General features: G+C 60.1%; 13 protein-coding genes and 1 other RNA gene. 11 read left to right on the top strand and 3 right to left on the bottom strand.

Annotation, left to right across the window (positions count from 1 at the left end; genetic code table 11):
- The first annotated feature begins 4 nt into the window (after nt 1–4).
- From DXT88_RS07895 to DXT88_RS07855, 9 genes are all read left to right on the top strand, one after another.
- Entirely contained in the window at nt 5–2,113 is a 2,109-nt protein-coding gene (locus DXT88_RS07895; RefSeq protein WP_265212476.1) for a M3 family metallopeptidase, read from the top strand.
- 60 nt (nt 2,114–2,173) lie between these two features.
- A non-coding RNA gene (locus tag DXT88_RS07890) (sX9 sRNA) lies at nt 2,174–2,248 on the top strand.
- Between the two features lie 102 nt (nt 2,249–2,350).
- A complete protein-coding gene (locus tag DXT88_RS07885) occupies nt 2,351–2,770 on the top strand; it encodes a DNA polymerase III subunit chi (protein ID WP_265212475.1) in 420 nt (139 codons plus the stop codon).
- 4 nt (nt 2,771–2,774) lie between these two features.
- Nucleotides 2,775–3,281 (top strand): hypothetical protein, encoded by a 507-nt coding sequence (locus DXT88_RS07880; RefSeq protein WP_265212473.1) that lies wholly within the window; start codon nt 2,775–2,777, stop codon nt 3,279–3,281.
- A 185-nt stretch (nt 3,282–3,466) separates the two neighbouring features.
- Nucleotides 3,467–4,774, top strand: a complete 1,308-nt coding sequence (locus tag DXT88_RS07875) for a D-amino acid dehydrogenase (RefSeq protein WP_265212471.1) — start codon at nt 3,467–3,469, stop codon at nt 4,772–4,774.
- A gap of 319 nt (nt 4,775–5,093) precedes the next feature.
- Nucleotides 5,094–5,993: a lipid A hydroxylase LpxO gene (gene lpxO, locus DXT88_RS07870; RefSeq protein WP_265212469.1), complete on the top strand. Its 900-nt coding sequence runs from the start codon at nt 5,094–5,096 to the stop codon at nt 5,991–5,993.
- 566 nt (nt 5,994–6,559) lie between these two features.
- Nucleotides 6,560–7,600, top strand: a complete 1,041-nt coding sequence (locus DXT88_RS07865) for a GGDEF domain-containing protein (RefSeq protein ID WP_016835571.1) — start codon at nt 6,560–6,562, stop codon at nt 7,598–7,600.
- A gap of 231 nt (nt 7,601–7,831) precedes the next feature.
- Nucleotides 7,832–8,902 (top strand): asparaginase, encoded by a 1,071-nt coding sequence (locus tag DXT88_RS07860; protein WP_407649281.1) that lies wholly within the window; start codon nt 7,832–7,834, stop codon nt 8,900–8,902.
- A gap of 320 nt (nt 8,903–9,222) precedes the next feature.
- A complete protein-coding gene (locus DXT88_RS07855; protein WP_265212464.1) occupies nt 9,223–10,293 on the top strand; it encodes an asparaginase in 1,071 nt (356 codons plus the stop codon).
- Nucleotides 10,294–10,398: 105 nt separating this feature from the next.
- Here DXT88_RS07855 and DXT88_RS07850 read toward each other — a convergent pair whose 3' ends face one another.
- The 3 genes from DXT88_RS07850 to DXT88_RS07840 all read right to left on the bottom strand — a co-directional run bounded on the left by DXT88_RS07850 (nt 10,399) and on the right by DXT88_RS07840 (nt 13,430).
- On the bottom strand, nt 10,399–11,043 hold the full coding sequence (locus DXT88_RS07850) for a DedA family protein (RefSeq protein ID WP_016835575.1): 645 nt from the start codon (nt 11,041–11,043) through the stop codon (nt 10,399–10,401).
- A 94-nt stretch (nt 11,044–11,137) separates the two neighbouring features.
- A complete protein-coding gene (locus DXT88_RS07845; RefSeq protein ID WP_265212461.1) occupies nt 11,138–12,361 on the bottom strand; it encodes a serine hydrolase domain-containing protein in 1,224 nt (407 codons plus the stop codon).
- Nucleotides 12,362–12,725: 364 nt separating this feature from the next.
- Nucleotides 12,726–13,430 (bottom strand): GntR family transcriptional regulator, encoded by a 705-nt coding sequence (locus DXT88_RS07840; protein ID WP_053196718.1) that lies wholly within the window; start codon nt 13,428–13,430, stop codon nt 12,726–12,728.
- Nucleotides 13,431–13,902: 472 nt separating this feature from the next.
- On the opposite strand from DXT88_RS07840, the gene DXT88_RS07835 reads away from it, so the two are divergent.
- On the top strand, nt 13,903–15,165 hold the full coding sequence (locus tag DXT88_RS07835; RefSeq protein ID WP_265212459.1) for an ABC transporter substrate-binding protein: 1,263 nt from the start codon (nt 13,903–13,905) through the stop codon (nt 15,163–15,165).
- A gap of 100 nt (nt 15,166–15,265) precedes the next feature.
- A complete protein-coding gene (locus DXT88_RS07830) occupies nt 15,266–16,141 on the top strand; it encodes a branched-chain amino acid ABC transporter permease (protein ID WP_265212457.1) in 876 nt (291 codons plus the stop codon).
- Nucleotides 16,142–16,143: the final 2 nt, after the last annotated feature.

The raw sequence follows: 16,143 nt of genomic DNA, 5'->3' as shown, positions 1-16,143 counted from the left end.
TCCCATGACCACCACCATTACTGCAGATACTACGATCACTCCCGGCAACAACCCGCTGCTGGACTTCTCCGGCCTGGCGCGTTTCGACGCCATCAAGCCCGAACATGTCACGCCCGCCGTCGACGCCCTGCTGGCCAAGGCAAGCACATTGGTCACCGCGCTGGAAGCGCCGATGGCGCAAGTCACCTGGGCCAACTTCGTCGAGCCGCTGGAAAACGCCACCGAGCAACTGGGCCGCGCCTGGAGCATCGTCGGTCATCTGAATTCGGTGATGGACACGCCGGAACTGCGCGCCGCCTACAACGAAAACCAGCCCCGCCTGGTCGAGTTCTGGACCGCGCTGGGCCAGAACCTGGCGCTGTTCGAAAAATACAAGGCGGTGCAGACCGGCCCGGAATACGCCTCGCTGTCGGGCGCACGCAAGAAGGTCATCGACAACGCCGTGCGCGACTTCCGCCTGTCGGGCGCCGAGTTGCCTGACGACCAGAAGGAACGCTTCGCCGAAATCCAGGAAAAATCGGCCGCGCTGACCACCCGCTTCTCGGAAAACATCCTCGACGCCACCAACGACTTCGGCCTGTTCGTTGAAAACGAAACTGACCTGGCCGGCCTGCCGGATGACGTCAAGCAAGCCGCGCGCGCCGCCGCCGAAAAAGACGGGACGCCGGGTTTCAAGTTCACGCTGCATTTCCCGTCCTACTTCCCCATCCTGCAATACGCACACAGCCGCAGCCTGCGCGAGCAGATCTACCGCGCCAACGCCACCAAGGCCTCGGAGCTCGGCGCCAAGCCGGAATGGGACAACACCGCCAACATGCAGGAAATCCTGCAATTGCGCCACGAAGAAGCCGTGATGCTGGGCTTCAAGAATTTCGCTGAATTATCGCTGGTGCCGAAGATGGCGCAGTCGCCGCAGGAAGTCATCGGCTTCCTCGAAGACCTGGGCCGCCGCGCGCGTTCGTATGGCGAAAAGGACTGGGAAGAACTGCGCGCCTTCGCCAAGGAAGAGCTCGGCATCGACACGATCGAAGCCTGGGACATGACCTACGCCGCCGAAAAGCTGCGCGAACAGCGCTACGCCTTCTCCGAGCAGGAAGTGAAGCAATACTTCCCCGAGCCGAAGGTGATCGAAGGCCTGTTCCAGGTCATCCAGCGCCTGTTCAACGTCGACATCAAACCCGACAGCGCCCCGGTCTGGCATCCGGACGTGAAATTCTTCCGCATCGAACGCGACGGCAAGCTGGTCGGCCAGTTCTACCTCGACCTGTATGCGCGCAGCGGCAAGCGCGGCGGCGCCTGGATGGACGACGCCCGCGCCCGCCGCATGACCGCCAATGGCGTGCAGACGCCGATCGCTTACCTGGTCTGCAACTTCACCGAACCGATGACCGTCGACGGCAGGGAGGGGAAAGAGCGGAAACCTGCGCTGTTCACGCACGACGAAGTCATCACGCTGTTCCACGAATCCGGCCACGGCCTGCACCACATGCTCACCCAGGTCGACGAAGTCGGCGTGTCGGGCATCTCCGGCGTGGAATGGGATGCGGTCGAACTGCCGTCGCAGTTCATGGAAAACTTCTGCTGGGAATGGGACGTGCTGCAGCACATGACCGCCCACGCCGACACCGGCGCACCGCTGCCGCGCGAACTGTTCGACAAGATGACCGCCGCCAAGAACTTCCAGTCCGGCCTGCAGATGCTGCGCCAGGTCGAGTTCTCGCTGTTCGACATGCACATCCATTACGACTACGACGCCTCGGGCAAGGACAGCGTGCAGTCGGTGCTGAACGCCGTGCGCGACAAGTTCGCCGTGATTCGTCCGCCGGAATTCAACCGTTTCCAGCATTCGTTCAGCCATATCTTTGCCGGCGGTTACGCGGCGGGCTATTACAGCTACAAGTGGGCGGAAGTCTTGTCGGCCGACGCCTACAGCGCGTTTGAAGAAGCCGCGGCCAAGGGCGACAATGTGGTCTCGATCGAAACCGGCCTGCGCTTCCAGAAGGAAATCCTGGCCGTCGGCGGTTCGCGTCCGGCGATCGAGTCGTTCAAGGCTTTCCGCGGCCGCGAACCTAGCATCGACGCTCTGCTGCGCCATAGCGGCATGGCCGCTTAAACCTGCTCACGATCTTACTGCGAGGCCGTGATCCGGCGTCGGGCGGTGCTCGGAATCCTCATGTACTGAAGTACATTCCGGTTCCTGCGCTCCGTCCGCCACCGGCTGACGGCCTCTCGCTACAGATCGTGAACAGGTTTAACGTCAAAGTTGGTTTGAACAGCCACGGCTGGAACGATGAGGGTTTAATTCCCTCTGCGGGTTTTCCTCGATCTGCTATATGTCTATACTTCGTCCATGACCCGCATCGATTTCCACAGCAACGTCCCCAATAAACTCGCCTACGCCTGCCGCCTGGTGCGCAAGGCGCGCGCCGCGCAGTGCAAGATCGTGCTGCTCGGCCGCGATCGCGGCGAACTGACCCAGCTCGATCAGTTGCTGTGGTCGTTCTCGGAACAGGACTTCATCCCCCACGTGCATGCCGGCGATCCGCTGGCGGCGCAGACGCCGGTGATCCTGACCGACAGCGAAGCCGTCGAGTTGCCGCACCATCACGTGCTGATCAACCTCTCGGGCAATACGCCGGAACATTTCGCCCGCTTCGAGCGCATGTTCGAAATCATTTCCTCGGACGAAGCCGACAAGGCCGCCGGCCGCGATCGTTACCGCTTCTATAAAGAGCGCGGTTATCCCCTGAGCCATTTTGTCGCTGACTGAGATCATGAGCCAATCGTCCGCCGACAACAGCATCCCGCTCCTGACCGAGGTCATCGCCCCGCCCGCCGCGCCGGAAAACCAGGCGCCGCAGGCCTTGCAGTGGGAAGATACCCAGCCGCAGCAGCCGCATCATCAGCCCGACTACCAACAGCATTTCCAGCCGGAGCCGATCCAGGCCTTCCAGCCGCAATACCAGCCCACTTACGACGCCGCGCCGCTGCCGGTATCGGTCAGTACGCCGCTGCCTCCTCAGCCCTTCGCTCCGGAACCCAGCGCAGAGCAATTGCGCCAACTCCGCCAGGACATTCAGGAAAACGTCATGCAGACCCTGCTGGGCCAGATCGACAACGTGCTGCACCAGCATCTGCAGGATCACCTCGCGGTCATCCTCGACAACATGGCCGACATCCTCAAAACCCGTGTGCGCGCCAGCCTGGAACAGGCGCTGGCCGAAACCGTGACGCAAGCGCTGGCGGAAGAAATGGCAAAATTTGAAAATGCAAAATATTAAGTTTTAAACAAAAATATTTTGTTTTTCAAACACCATCACTGCCTATTCATTAAAAAATAGAAATCCAGGCACGCTGATTGCTTACCTAAAAAACCGATTACTTCTTACAATTTCACCCATTGAGGCGTGCGCAAATCGGGATTGTCTGGTTTGCGCGGGCTCTGTCATCGAACAAGGAGAATGTGATGAAAGTCATCGTATTGGGAGCAGGCATCATCGGCACCGCGTCCGCGTGGTTCCTCAAGCGTGAAGGTCACGACGTCACCGTCATCGACCGCCAGCCGGGCGCCGCCCAGGAAACCAGTTTCGCCAACGGCTGCCAGATCTCCGTTTCGCACGCCGAGCCATGGGCCAATCCCTCCGCTCCGCTCAAGGTCCTGAAATGGCTGGGCAAGGAAGACGCCCCGCTGCTGTATCGCTTCCGTCCCGAATGGCTGCAATGGAAATGGGCCGTCAGCTTCCTGCGCGAATGCACGCCTGCGCGCACCGACGCCAACATCCGCCAGATCGTCGCGCTGTGCGAATACAGCCGCCAGACGCTGGTGGCACTGCGCGCCGAAACCGGCATCCAATACGACCACCTGAACAAGGGCATCCTGCACTTCTATACCGAAGAAAAGGAATTCGAGCTGTCGCTGCCGGCCGCCAAGCTGATGCGCGACCTCGGTTGCCAGCGCGACTCGATCAGCGCCGATGAAGTGATCAAGATCGAACCGGCATTGGCCAGCATCCGCGACAAGATCGTCGGCGGCGATTTCACCGCCTCCGATGAGTCGGGCGACGTCTACAAGCTCACCACCGGTCTGGCGCAAAAGGCGGAAAACGCCGGCGTCGACTTCCAGTTCAACACCACCATCACGCGCCTGCTGACCGAAGGCGCCGGCGCCGCCGCCAAGATCACCGGCGTTGAAGTCATCGATGGCGCGGGCCGCCACAAGGTGCTGCGCGCCGATGCATTCGTGGTCGCCATGGGCAGCTTCTCGGAGCCGCTGCTGCGTCCGCTCGGCATCAACCTGCTGCTGTATCCGGGCAAGGGCTATTCGGCGACCTACAAGGTCACCAATCCGGATGCCGCGCCGACCGTCTCGCTGACCGACGACGGTTACAAGCTGGTGGTGTCGCGCCTGGGCGACCGCCTGCGCGTGGCCGGCACCTGCGAACTGAACGGCTACACCCGCGAACTGAACACCACCCGATGCGACGCCATCACGCGCCGTACCCGTGAATTGTTCCCGGACGGTTGCGATTACGACAACCCGGTCTATTGGACCGGTCTGCGCCCGCTGACGCCGTCGAACATTCCTTACGTCGGCAAGACCAGGTTCAGCAATCTCTATCTCAATACCGGCCACGGCACGCTGGGCTGGACCATGGGTTGCGGTTCGGGCCGCGCGATCGCCGAAATCATTGCCGGGCGTCAACCGGAGATCGACTTCGGCTTCACGGGCCTGCCGCGCAAGGCGCCGGGCAAGCTTTCCACCCAACCTGCATAGTCCGGCGCAATCCGAATACGTCGGCGGCAGCCACACGCTGCTTGCCGCCGATCATCATTTTGCCCCTCGCTTTGCCCCTCCTTGTCGACCCGGCCTGTTCTCCTTTCCAGGCCCGGTCGGCATTTTTTACGTTTCTTCACTGATCTCCCTCAAAGCTGCCCCAAACCGCTTGGTGTAGAATCAGCCCCATCCATCGCGGCACATCCGCCCGATTTCCAGATCAAACTCTTACAGCATTGATATCGCGCATTGAGCGCTTATCTATTGCGTATCTATACGAGATGGCGGCAGCCGCAGCCATCGACATGAGGACATTGCAATGAAGTGGGTCGTTGTCGGCATTTATCTGTTTTCCATCTTGTTCATCCATTTCCGCGGAAAGGTGAGATTGCCCTTTTTACGTCAATTCTTCGACCATTCCTCGATCATGGCGCCGATCAACCTGTTCATGTATGCCTTCTCGCGCGTGCCGGCCGTGCCGTATCCTGGAGTCAATGGTTTCCAGAACCTGCACCTGCTCGACGACAACTGGGAAATCATCAAGGCCGAAGCCGTCAACCTGCAGAACATCTCCAAGATCAAGGCTGCCGAAAAGAACGACGACGCCGGCTTCAATTCCTTCTTCAAGGCCGGCTGGAAACGCTTCTACCTGAAGTGGTACGACGCCAGCCATCCGTCGGCCGAGCAGTTCTGTCCCAAGACCGTTGAAATCCTGCGCCAGATCCCGTGCGTCAAGGCCGCGATGTTCGCCGAACTGGCGCCGGGCGGCACGCTCAATCCGCACCGCGATCCCTACGCCGGTTCGCTGCGCTATCACCTCGGCCTGGTCACGCCGAACGATGATCGCTGCTTCATCGAAGTCGACGGCCAGCGTTACAGCTGGCGCGACGGCAAGAGCGTGGTGTTCGACGAGACCTTCATCCATTGGGCCCGGAACGGCGCCGAGACGAACCGTATCATTCTGTTCTGCGACGTCGAACGTCCGCTGCGTTATCGCTGGGCCCAGACCATCAACAAATGGCTCGGCAAGACCATGATGACCGCCGCCAGCTCGCCCAACGAGACCGGCGACCAGACCGGCCGCATCAACAAGCTGTTCCGTTTCGTCTGGCTCGCCGGCCAGTACCGCCGCAAGTTCAAGAACTGGAATCGCAATGCCTATCGCGCCACCAAATTCGGCCTGATCATCGCCGTCGCACTGGCCATCATCTATCTGTAATCGTCTTCGTTTTGCAGCGGCGCAATGCGAACAGCTTGCGCCGCATCCCTTCCTTTCCCCCCTTCTCTTCCGCTCCTGTTTTCCCGTGCCGCAACATTTTCGATGCGCGAGAAAGAAGCGCGCATCGCATGCTTCAAATAGTTTGCACCGTGACGGCTCCTGGCCGAGCAATCAGTGCGGCATTGAGAAAAAAATCACCGTCACGCGCATCGCAGCACCACGCGACACGACACGCACCGCATCGCGCCACGCCAATATAGTGCGGACATCGCGCATAAAATCGCGGGAAAATTTCCGCTTGGAAATGAAAGCAAATTTTTCCTTTTGATTTTGCGTTAACTCAATAGCTGTTCCTTTGAGCAGCGTGTAAAATCCCCCTGCTTCATGGCTTGATTCATGGCGTGATTCTTGCGTAAGTTCTTATGCATTCTATGAATGGTAAAGCCTATCAAAACCTGCCGGCGGTGTTCACGCGCAATGTTTCCCGAGCGTGATCAAGCGCAAGCAGGTTCTTAGAGTACCCACTAAACATAGAATAATGTGCTCAAGCAGGAGTCGACATCCGGATGATGAAACAGCTTCTAAAGAACCTGGTAGATATCACAGCCCAGCGTGAAAACTCGCGCCTCGCCGGCGCAGTGATCACCGGCCTGTACGAACTGACCAAGGTCAAACAAATTCGCGTGCTCGACATCTTTTCGCTTCGCGAAGAGATGTTCGTGCAAGAAAAGATGTACCTCAACGAGGGGCATCTGAGCACCATCGCCGAACACACCGAAGACGACCCCAAGGAACCGCTGAGTCATTATTCGGCCATCGTCGAATGCATCCGGCACCACAAGAATGAACACTACGAAATCGCCGCCGACGGCTGGCACGTGCTGTGGCTGCCGGTATGGCTGCACGGCAAGGTCAACACCTGTCTGGAGATCCGCAATCCGCACGCCTACGACACCACGGCGCTGGAACTGATCGACGGCATCTTCGGCATCTACTGCAATTACCAAAGCCTGCTCGACTACAGCGAACGCGACGCGCTGACCGGCCTGTTCAATCGCAAGACCTTCGACGAACAATTCTCGCGCCATGCCTTTGCACTAGCCCCGCATGAAGCACATTCGCTCGACAATAACGAGCGCCGCAACGGCGGCGAAACCAAGGCACACTGGCTGGCCGTGGTCGACATCGACCATTTCAAGCAAGTCAACGACCAGTTCGGGCACCTGTATGGCGATGAAGTGCTGATCCTGGTCGCCAATATTCTGCGCACCTCATTCCGCGCGCACGATCGCATCTTCCGCTTCGGCGGCGAAGAGTTCGTGATCCTGCTGCGCTCGACCACGCTGGCCGACGCCAGCAAGATCTTCGACCGCTTCCGCCAGCACGTGCAGGAATACGATTTCCCGCAGGTCGGCAAGGTCACCGTAAGCCTCGGCTTCGTCGGCATTTCGCAGGAAACGCCGGTGGTGATCCTGGGTCATGCCGATCAGGCTCTGTACCACGCCAAGAAGAACGGTCGCAACCGCATCTGCTACTACGATGAGCTGGTTACTTCGGGCGTCCTCAGCAATGAAATTTCGACCAACGATATCGTCGAATTCTTCTAAATAATTAACGCATTTTTTGTTTTTTTGAAAGCCTATGCACGCCTCGCATAATCTTTCAAAATCCATGCTTTAAAAGCATAAGACTTCGCAATCGCTATTCCGTACTATCCTTGCGTGCCGTTTCATAACGTAAAACTAACCGGTACGAATGTCGCCGTTGCGCGCATGTTCAGGGGCGCAATGGCGGGACCCATCTATGCATCAATTGCATCCATTGCTCAGGAGATCCTTATGCAACATCTGAAGTTGAAACAACTCGGTGGCGTATTGCTGCTGTCGGCCGCCATGTCGCTGTCGGCACAGGCGCAAGAAAAGAAAGCCAACGTCGTCGTCATCGGCACCGGCGGCACCATCGCCGGCGCGGGCGCATCCAGCGTCAACACCGCCGCTTATCAATCCGCCGTGGTCCCGGTCGACAAGATCATCGCCGCCGTGCCGGAAATCTCGAAGATCGCCAACGTGCGTGGCGAACAGATTTTCCAGATCGGCAGTGAAAGCTTCAACGACGAACGTCTGCTGAAACTGGGCAAGCGCGTTTCCGAACTGCTCAAGCAAAGCGACGTGGACGGCATCGTGATCACCCACGGCACCGACACCATCGAGGAAACCGCCTACTTCCTGAACCTGACTCTCAAGAGCACCAAGCCTGTCGTCGTGGTCGGCTCGATGCGTCCGGGTACCGCCCTGGGTGCAGACGGCGCGCTGAACCTGTATGACGCCGTGCTGGTCGCCTCCAGCAAGGACGCTGCCGGCAAGGGCACGCTGGTGGTCATGAATGATGAAATCCATTCCGGCCGCGACGTCACCAAGACCAACTCCTTCAAGGTTGAAACCTTCCGCTCGCCATACGGCCCGCTGGGTTATGTGGTCGAGGGCAAACTGATGTTCTACCGCTTGCCGGCCCGTCCGCACACCACGCAGACCGAGTTCGACATCGACAAGATCAACAGCCTGCCGCGCGTCGACATCGCCTACAACTACGGCAACGTCAGCCGCGCCGCGTATGACGCCTTCGTCACCGCCGGCGCCAAGGCCATCATCCATGACGGCACCGGCAACGGCAGCGTCGCCGAGCAGATCGTCCCCGTCCTGCAGGAAGTGCGCAGCAAGGGCCTGCAAGTGGTCCGCGCAACACGCACCGGCAGCGGCGTCGTGATCCGTAACGGCGAACAGAACGACGACAAGTTCGACTGGGTTGTCACCGACGATCAGAATCCGCAAAAAGCACGCATCCTGACCGCACTGGCGCTGACCAAAACCAACGACAGCAAGGAACTGCAAAAGATCTTGTGGAAGTATTGATGAGGCCTTAGCCGTGGCATTTGGCCGCGGCGGTTCCGGCGGCCGCTGATCGCCGCCGCACCATGTCTGCACAACGCCCGATGGCTTCCATCGGGCGTTTTTCATTGCGCTGCCGGCTGGCAACAATGCCGGTAATCCCCCGAGTTCTCAGGTTTTCCCCACTCTGTTCCGGTTATCAAACAGGCAACTCAAGTCGCACCATGAATAGCGCTCATCGCTGACATGCACCAATGGCAGGCCTGCAATGGCCATTGCTCCCACCCGGGCGCGATACAGACCATCCCCCGCTTCTTTCTTTGTTCCACACCAAGGAGACGCCCATGCTGCACCTGCAACCGAAACATCTCGCCGGATCCCTGCTTCTTTTTCTTGCCTCGTTCTGCCTCTGCCTGCAGGCGCAAGAGAAGCCCCATATCGTCGTTCTCGCTACCGGCGGCACCATCGCCGGCGCCAATATCTCGAGCATTCGTTCCCCGGCGTTCCAGGCCGCCGTGGTGCCCGTCGACAGGATGATCGCCGCCGTCCCCGAGATCCAGAAAATAGCGCACGTCACAGGGGAGCAGATTTTCCAGGTTCCGAGTGAAAATTTCACTGACGAGCGGCTCATCAAGCTGGGCAAGCGCGTGTCCGAATTGCTCAAGAAATCCAATGTGGACGGCATCGTCATTACCCATGGTGTCGACACCATGGAAGAAACTGCCTATTTCCTGAACCTGACGCTGAAGAGCACCAAGCCGGTGGTGCTGGTCGGCGCCATGCGCGCCAGCACCCAACTGGGCTCCGACGGCTCGGCCAACTTCCATGATGCGATCGCTGTCGCCGCCAGCAAGGAAGCCATCGGCAAAGGCACGCTGGTGTCGATGAATGACGAAATCTATTCCGCTCGCGACGTCACCATGGGCAACACGCTCAAGCTCGAGACCTTGCGCTCACCCTACGGTCCGCTCGGCCTGATCATTGAAGGCAAGGTCATGTTCTATCGCCAGCCGACGCGCCCGCATACGGTCGCCAGCGAGTTCGACATCGATAAGCTGAGCACGCTGCCGCGCGTCGACATCGTCTACAACTACGGCAATGTCAGCCCGGTGGCTTATGAAGCGCTGGTGAACGCCGGCGCCAAAGCCATCATCCACAACGGCACCGGTAACGGCAGCGTCGCCGAACAGATCATTCCGGTATTGCAGGACATCCGCAGCAAGGGCATCCATGTGGTGCGCGCATCGCGCACCGGCAACGGCGTGGTGATCCGGGACGGCGAGCAGCCGGACGATCGTTTCGACTGGCTGGTCACGGGCGATCAGAATGCGCAGAAGGCGCGCATCCTGATGGCGCTGGCCCTGACCAAAACCAACGACCGCCAGACCTTGCAGGAAATCCTGTGGAAGTATTGATGCGGAAACAATCAACATCGCGGGACAAAAAAAAGCCGTTCATCACTGAACGGCTTTTTCAATTTATCGACTGCAGTATCGACTGCAATATCAACCTCAGAAAGTTCAGCGCAACGACTTCATGCGCTGGCGCAGGTAACCGATGACGCCCGGCAGGATCGACAACACTACGATCGCCACGATCAACAAGCTGAGGTTCTGCTTCACCACCGGCAGGTTGCCGAAAAAGTAACCGGCATAACCGAAGCTCGCCACCCACAAGATGCCGCCGATCACGTTGTACGCAAAGAAGCGTGTGTACGTCATCGCGCCGACGCCGGCCACGAACGGGGCGAAGGTGCGCACGATGGGGGCGAAGCGCGCGATGATCACGGTCTTGCCGCCGTGGCGTTCATAAAAGGCATGGGTCTTGTCCAGATACTCGCGCTTGAAAATGCGCGAATTCGGATTGTCGAACACCTTCAGGCCGATGGCCTTGCCGATCTGATAATTGACGCTGTCGCCGCTGATCGCCGCAACGATCAGCGTCAGCACCATCAGGTGGATATCGAAGGCGCCGGTTGCGGCAATCGCGCCGGTCACGAACAGCAGCGAGTCGCCCGGCAGGATGGGTGTCACCACCAGGCCGGTTTCGGCGAAGATGATCAGGAACAGGATCAGGAACAGCCACGGGCCGTAGGACGCGGCCAGTTCGGCCAGATGACGATCGATGTGGACGATGAAATCGACCAGGAACAAAAGAAAATCCATGAGCACCCGCAGCAAGGTTGAAGAATGAACTGAAAAGATAAGCATTGAAGCGAACGCGCATTGTATCAATATGTGCCTTCACATCATCCTGTCGTCACGGCGCAAACTGGCGAAACAGTTTTTCGGCCGCCGCGAACAAGGCGTCGTTGGCGCCCTGGCTGGCGATGTTGGTCACCACCACGATGGCGAAATCCTTTTCCGGGCTGAGCCAGATGTGGGCCAGGTTCTTCTGGTTGGAACCACCGTGGAACACCAGCGGCTGCGGCGCCCAGTCCATCTTCGCGGTCACCCAGCCGAGGCCGTACTTGCCGTCGGTCGGCGTGCCCGGCGCCGGATTCTGTACATGCGGCATGTCGATCACCGGCGCGTGCAGCAGCTTCAGCGTTTCAGGCTTGAGCAGCGCCGGACCGCGCTTGCCTTCACCGGCATTCCAGCCGGCCCAGCGGGCAAAATCCAGCACCGACATATTGGCGCCGCCGGCCGGCGCGATCAGTTGCGGATTGTCGTCTCCGGGACCGGCCATGAAAGGTTTGGCGATGTCTTCGCCGACCAGCACGTGACCCAACGCGGCATCGACCCGGCCCAATGTCGCCTGCGAGCCGAGACCGGCGCTCTTGAGTTCCATCGGATCGAAGATCCATTCATTGATCAGTTCTTCCCAGCTCTTGCGCGCCACCCGTTCGATCATCGCGCCGGCGATGGTGTAACCCAGGTTGGAATAGGCGAATTGCTGTCCCCGCTGTCCCGGCTGCACCGGCAGCGGCTTGCTCATCCACTGCTGCAAAGTCCAATAGCGCAGGTCGTCGAGGTTGCCTTCTTCAAACATCGACTTGGCCAGCAACTCGAGGAACTCGGCGTTGTCGGCCGGGATGCCGGAAGTATGCGACAGCAGCTGGCTGATGGTGATACGACGGAAGTCCGGGTCCATCTTCGGCGCCAGTTCAGGGAAGGCATCGCCCAGCGTCGTGGTCCACGCCATCGCGCCGCGATCGACCAGAATTCCCGCCAGCGTGGCGGTGAAGGCCTTGGTGTCGGAACCGATGTGGAAACGATCGTTGACCGTCACCGCGATGCCGGATCCCACCTTGCGCGTGCCGACCGCGCCGGCGGCGATGATGCGGCCGTCCTGCACCACGGCGGCGGCCAGCGCCGGCAATTTGTACTGGACCAGGTAAGACGTCAGGGTCGGTTCAAGCGGCGCAAAGGTCAGGGGCGCGACCGGCGCGGGAGCGAGGTTCTGGGCCCCGGCGAACTGGCTGGCGCACCACAGCAGCGCGGCGACCAGCGCCTTGCGGGAATTGAAATGCGAAACGGACATGAAATCCCTTTGATTGAAAGGCAGCACAGACGATCGGATGCCCGCATTTTATCTCCATTCGCACCGATGCAAACTTACCTTTCTTTACGCGGAAATCGCGCAAGTCTTGCGCGCCGGGGTCGATATCCATGACAGGACCCCGCGCTGCGGAATCCATTTCTTCATCCATCCTTCACTCACCCCGGGGAGAACAGCATGCGACTTCGATTGACCGCGGGATTGTCCGCCGTGTTTTTGCTGATGGCGTTCGCAACGCATTACAAAGTGCGGTTGGAAATGATAGAACAGAGCGCCGGCATCCTGGAGATGCTGGCGGCGGCGATACCGCTGCTCAGTCTTGTCGTGGCGAGTCTGTTTGCAGGCCCTAATCAGGCAAACCGTCGCCGGCCAGGATCATCTGCGCGGCGCTGAGCAGGTCGCCCGACAAGCCGGCGCGCGCCTGCTCCGGCGACTTGTCCTGCAAGCCCTTGAGCAGCGCGGCGTGATGCACCAGCGCCGGCGCCTCCGACAGGCGGCGCGAACCGGCGCGCAGGTCGAGGTTGATGACCGGCCCGACCTGCAGCCACAGGCTCTCGATCAGGCCGACCAGCGTCGCCATGCCGGACCCTTCGTAGGCAGCAAAGTGCAGTTGCTTGTTGAGGCGGATGATCAGGTCGACGTTGGGTTTCTTGCGGTGCATTTCGATGCACAGGGTGTCGTGCAGGTCGGCCACGGCTTGCAGGCCTTCGGCCGAAATGTTCTGCGCCGCATGCTCGACCGCCAGCCCTTCCAGCGCCAGCCGGATCTTGAGCAGCTCGCGGAATTTGTCCTTGGTCATCAGCGGCACGCGCACCGCGCGGTTGGGCAGGATTTCCAGGGCGCCTTCCGCCGACAACTGGCGGATCGCTTCACGCACCGGCATCTGGCTGGTGCCCAGCGCTTCCGACAGGCTTTTCAGCGTCAGCTTCTGACCGGGGCGGACTTGTCCCGCCAGCAGCAGTTCGCGCACATCTTCATACACGCGCTGCGACAGCGTGGCGTGGGTGATTTTGCGTATCTGCGAAAGGTCCGCAAGTATCGTGTGTTCCATGGTCCCCGGCTTCTCACTTGAAACCATTTCATCCGTGCCGATGAAATGCGTCTGTTATTCAAAATTGCCGCGGATTATAGCAGTCGCCCTCTTCCGCTCTTTCCCCCGAATGCAGCGCTACAGCGCGTTCAAGGCAGTTTGATATCCTGCCGGGACGCGTTTCTTCACGGCTGCTCCCTGCGCCGCAAACTTGTCCAACCATGCTGCATCGCCGATTGACACGCCCCAATTCTATCGAATACATTTGATCACATGTCAAATAACTGGCATAAAAAAGAGGTTGTTGCAAAAATCACGAGACGCAGACGGACCGGACCGATGTTCAACAACGGCTTCATGCTCCTGTCATTTCCATCTCGTCTTGCTGCCAACGGCACTCAATAAGAAAACAGGTCGTTCCGGCAGTCCGCTGCCGCTACCGGCTTTTCATCGAGACACCCGGCTCGCGCCGGACCCTTAGGAGGTTTGCACCATGGAACAAGACAACAGCAAGATCCCGTCGCCCGGCCGTCGCACCATGCTAAAAGCCGGCGCCGCCGTCGCCGCCACCTCGGCAATGGGCTTCCCCGCCATCGTCAAGGCGCAGTCGGACAAAATCATCATCGGCCACCTGACCCCGCGCACCGGCTTCCTCGGCCCGCTGGGCGAATATGCCGTGATGAGCATCACGCTGGCCGTGGAAGAACAGAACAAGGCCGGCGGCCTGCTGGGCCGCCAGCTCACCCTGATTTCCGAAGACTCGGTCAATCCGCCGACCGCCTCCTCCAAGGCGCAGCGCCTGCTGGAGCGCGACGGCGCCGCCGTGCTGATCGGGGAAATCTCCTCCGCCTCGGCGCTGGGCATCGCGCAGGTCGCGCAACGCAACAAGAAGCTGTTCATGAATACCGGCTGCAACTCCGACGAGCTGCGCGGCAAGAGCTGCAACAAATACATGTTCCACATCGAGGCCGCCAACTCAACCTATGTCAAGGCCTGCGGCCGCTCGCTGCTGCGCGACAACCTGATCAAGGGCAAGAAGCTCTACGCACTCTCCGCCGACTACGCCTTCGGCCACGACTTGCTGCGCGCAGCCAAATCCTTCGTCTCGGCCAACGGCGGCACGATCGCCAATGACGAGCTGGTGCCGACCGACGCCACCGACTTCAGCCCTTATCTTCTGAAGATCCGCCAGGCCAAACCGGACCTGGTCATCTCCAACCTGGCCGGCAACCAGATCACCAACTTCATCAAGCAATACTCGGAGTTCGGCCTGCCGTTCCCGATCGCCGGTTTCGGCTTCGACACGGCGGTCGCATGGGGCGCGGGCGCGGACAGCTTCGCCGGCACCTGGCCGACCACCTGGCACCACGACGTCAATGCGCCGTCGGCCAAGGCCTTCGTCGCCGCCTTCACCAAGAAATTCGGAAAACCGCCGGAGAACCAGGCATGGGGCGAATACGTCGCTTTCCGCTCGATCGTGCAGGCGATCACCGAAACCAAGACGCTCGATACCGCCAAGCTGATCGACTACTTCGAAAAGGGCGCGCAGGTCGACGTGCTGAAAGCGCGCAAGGGCGTCTACCGCGCCTGGGATCACCAGCTGCTGCAAGAGATGTACACCGTCACGCCCAAGCCGAAGGCGCAAGTCAAGGACAAATGGGACTTCATGCTGCTGGGCTCGTCGGTGCCGGGACCGAATGAGTCGCTGGAAATCCTCGCGCCGACCATGCAAGAGAACGCCTGCACCTTTACCTGAGTCCGGATGATCCGTCGCCGTCGCTCCGGTGAAAGCCCGAGCGACGGCAGATGGTTTCGGATACCGCTCGTTTTTTCCCGTACTCCCCTCCGGAGCAGCAATGCAAATCGTTTTCCTGTTGGAACAAATCCTCAACGGCCTGCTGGTCGGCGGGTACTACCTGCTGATCGCGCTCGGACTGTCGCTGATTTTCAGTCTCGGCGGCGTGGTCAACCTGGCGCACGGCGCCTTCTACGCCATCGGCGCCTACCTCGCGGTGGAGATCACCAAATACCTCGGCTTCACCGGCGCCCTGATCATTTCGCCCTTGCTGGTGGCGCTGATCGGCATCCTGTTCGAGCGCTTCCTGCTGCGCCGTTTCTATTCGGCCGATCCCATCCTCGGCCTGCTGCTGACCTTCGGCCTGGCGATGGTGGCGGAACAGGTGATCCGTATTTTCTGGGGCGCTTCGCCGCTGCCGGCATCGATCCCGCCGGCGCTCAAGGGCCAGATCATGGTCGGCGATTTCATGTATTCCAAATACCGCCTGCTGATGCTGGCGGCCGTCATCGTCGCGCTGGCGCTGATCTGGATCCTGCTCAACAAAACGGCATTCGGCCGCGTGGTGCGCGCCGGCGTGCAAAAGCCGGACATGGTCGCAGTGCTCGGCATCAAGCTGCAGCCCTACATGACCGCCATCGTGATGCTCGGCGTTGGTCTGGCTGCGCTGGCCGGCGTGCTGTTCGCGCCGATCTCCGGAGTGCACCCAGCCATGGGCGCGGAAATCATGACCGCCGCCTTCGTGGTGGTGGTGATCGGCGGACTCGGCAGTTTCTGGGGCGTGGTGCTGGCGGCGCTGCTGGTGGGCGTGGTGCGCGGCATCACGATCCAGTTCTATGCACCGGCCGGTGAAGCGTCGATGTATCTGCTGATGCTGCTGGTCCTGATCTTCCGTCCGCGCGGCCTGCTCGGCGAACGCATCGAACGTTTTGAATGAGA

This window comes from Herbaspirillum lusitanum, from assembly GCF_026127345.1.
GTDB classification, from domain to species: Bacteria; Pseudomonadota; Gammaproteobacteria; order Burkholderiales; family Burkholderiaceae_D; genus Herbaspirillum; species Herbaspirillum lusitanum.
The sequence above is the reverse complement of the archived record's forward strand: the minus strand, read 5'-3'. Positions and strand labels throughout refer to the sequence as shown.

Bases quoted from the DNA above. Each gene is read 5' to 3' on its own strand.
- DXT88_RS07850 (WP_016835575.1), bottom strand. From the start codon at position 11,043: ATGGATTTTCTTTTGTTCCTGGTCGATTTCATCGTCCACATCGATCGT.
- DXT88_RS07875 (WP_265212471.1), top strand. From the start codon at position 3,467: ATGAAAGTCATCGTATTGGGAGCAGGCATCATCGGCACCGCGTCCGCG.
- DXT88_RS07865 (WP_016835571.1), top strand. From the start codon at position 6,560: ATGATGAAACAGCTTCTAAAGAACCTGGTAGATATCACAGCCCAGCGT.
- DXT88_RS07880 (WP_265212473.1), top strand. From the start codon at position 2,775: ATGAGCCAATCGTCCGCCGACAACAGCATCCCGCTCCTGACCGAGGTC.
- lpxO (WP_265212469.1), top strand. From the start codon at position 5,094: ATGAAGTGGGTCGTTGTCGGCATTTATCTGTTTTCCATCTTGTTCATC.
- DXT88_RS07885 (WP_265212475.1), top strand. From the start codon at position 2,351: ATGACCCGCATCGATTTCCACAGCAACGTCCCCAATAAACTCGCCTAC.
- DXT88_RS07860 (WP_407649281.1), top strand. From the start codon at position 7,832: ATGCAACATCTGAAGTTGAAACAACTCGGTGGCGTATTGCTGCTGTCG.
- DXT88_RS07835 (WP_265212459.1), top strand. From the start codon at position 13,903: ATGGAACAAGACAACAGCAAGATCCCGTCGCCCGGCCGTCGCACCATG.
- DXT88_RS07845 (WP_265212461.1), bottom strand. From the start codon at position 12,361: ATGTCCGTTTCGCATTTCAATTCCCGCAAGGCGCTGGTCGCCGCGCTG.
- DXT88_RS07855 (WP_265212464.1), top strand. From the start codon at position 9,223: ATGCTGCACCTGCAACCGAAACATCTCGCCGGATCCCTGCTTCTTTTT.
- DXT88_RS07895 (WP_265212476.1), top strand. From the start codon at position 5: ATGACCACCACCATTACTGCAGATACTACGATCACTCCCGGCAACAAC.
- DXT88_RS07840 (WP_053196718.1), bottom strand. From the start codon at position 13,430: ATGGAACACACGATACTTGCGGACCTTTCGCAGATACGCAAAATCACC.
- DXT88_RS07830 (WP_265212457.1), top strand. From the start codon at position 15,266: ATGCAAATCGTTTTCCTGTTGGAACAAATCCTCAACGGCCTGCTGGTC.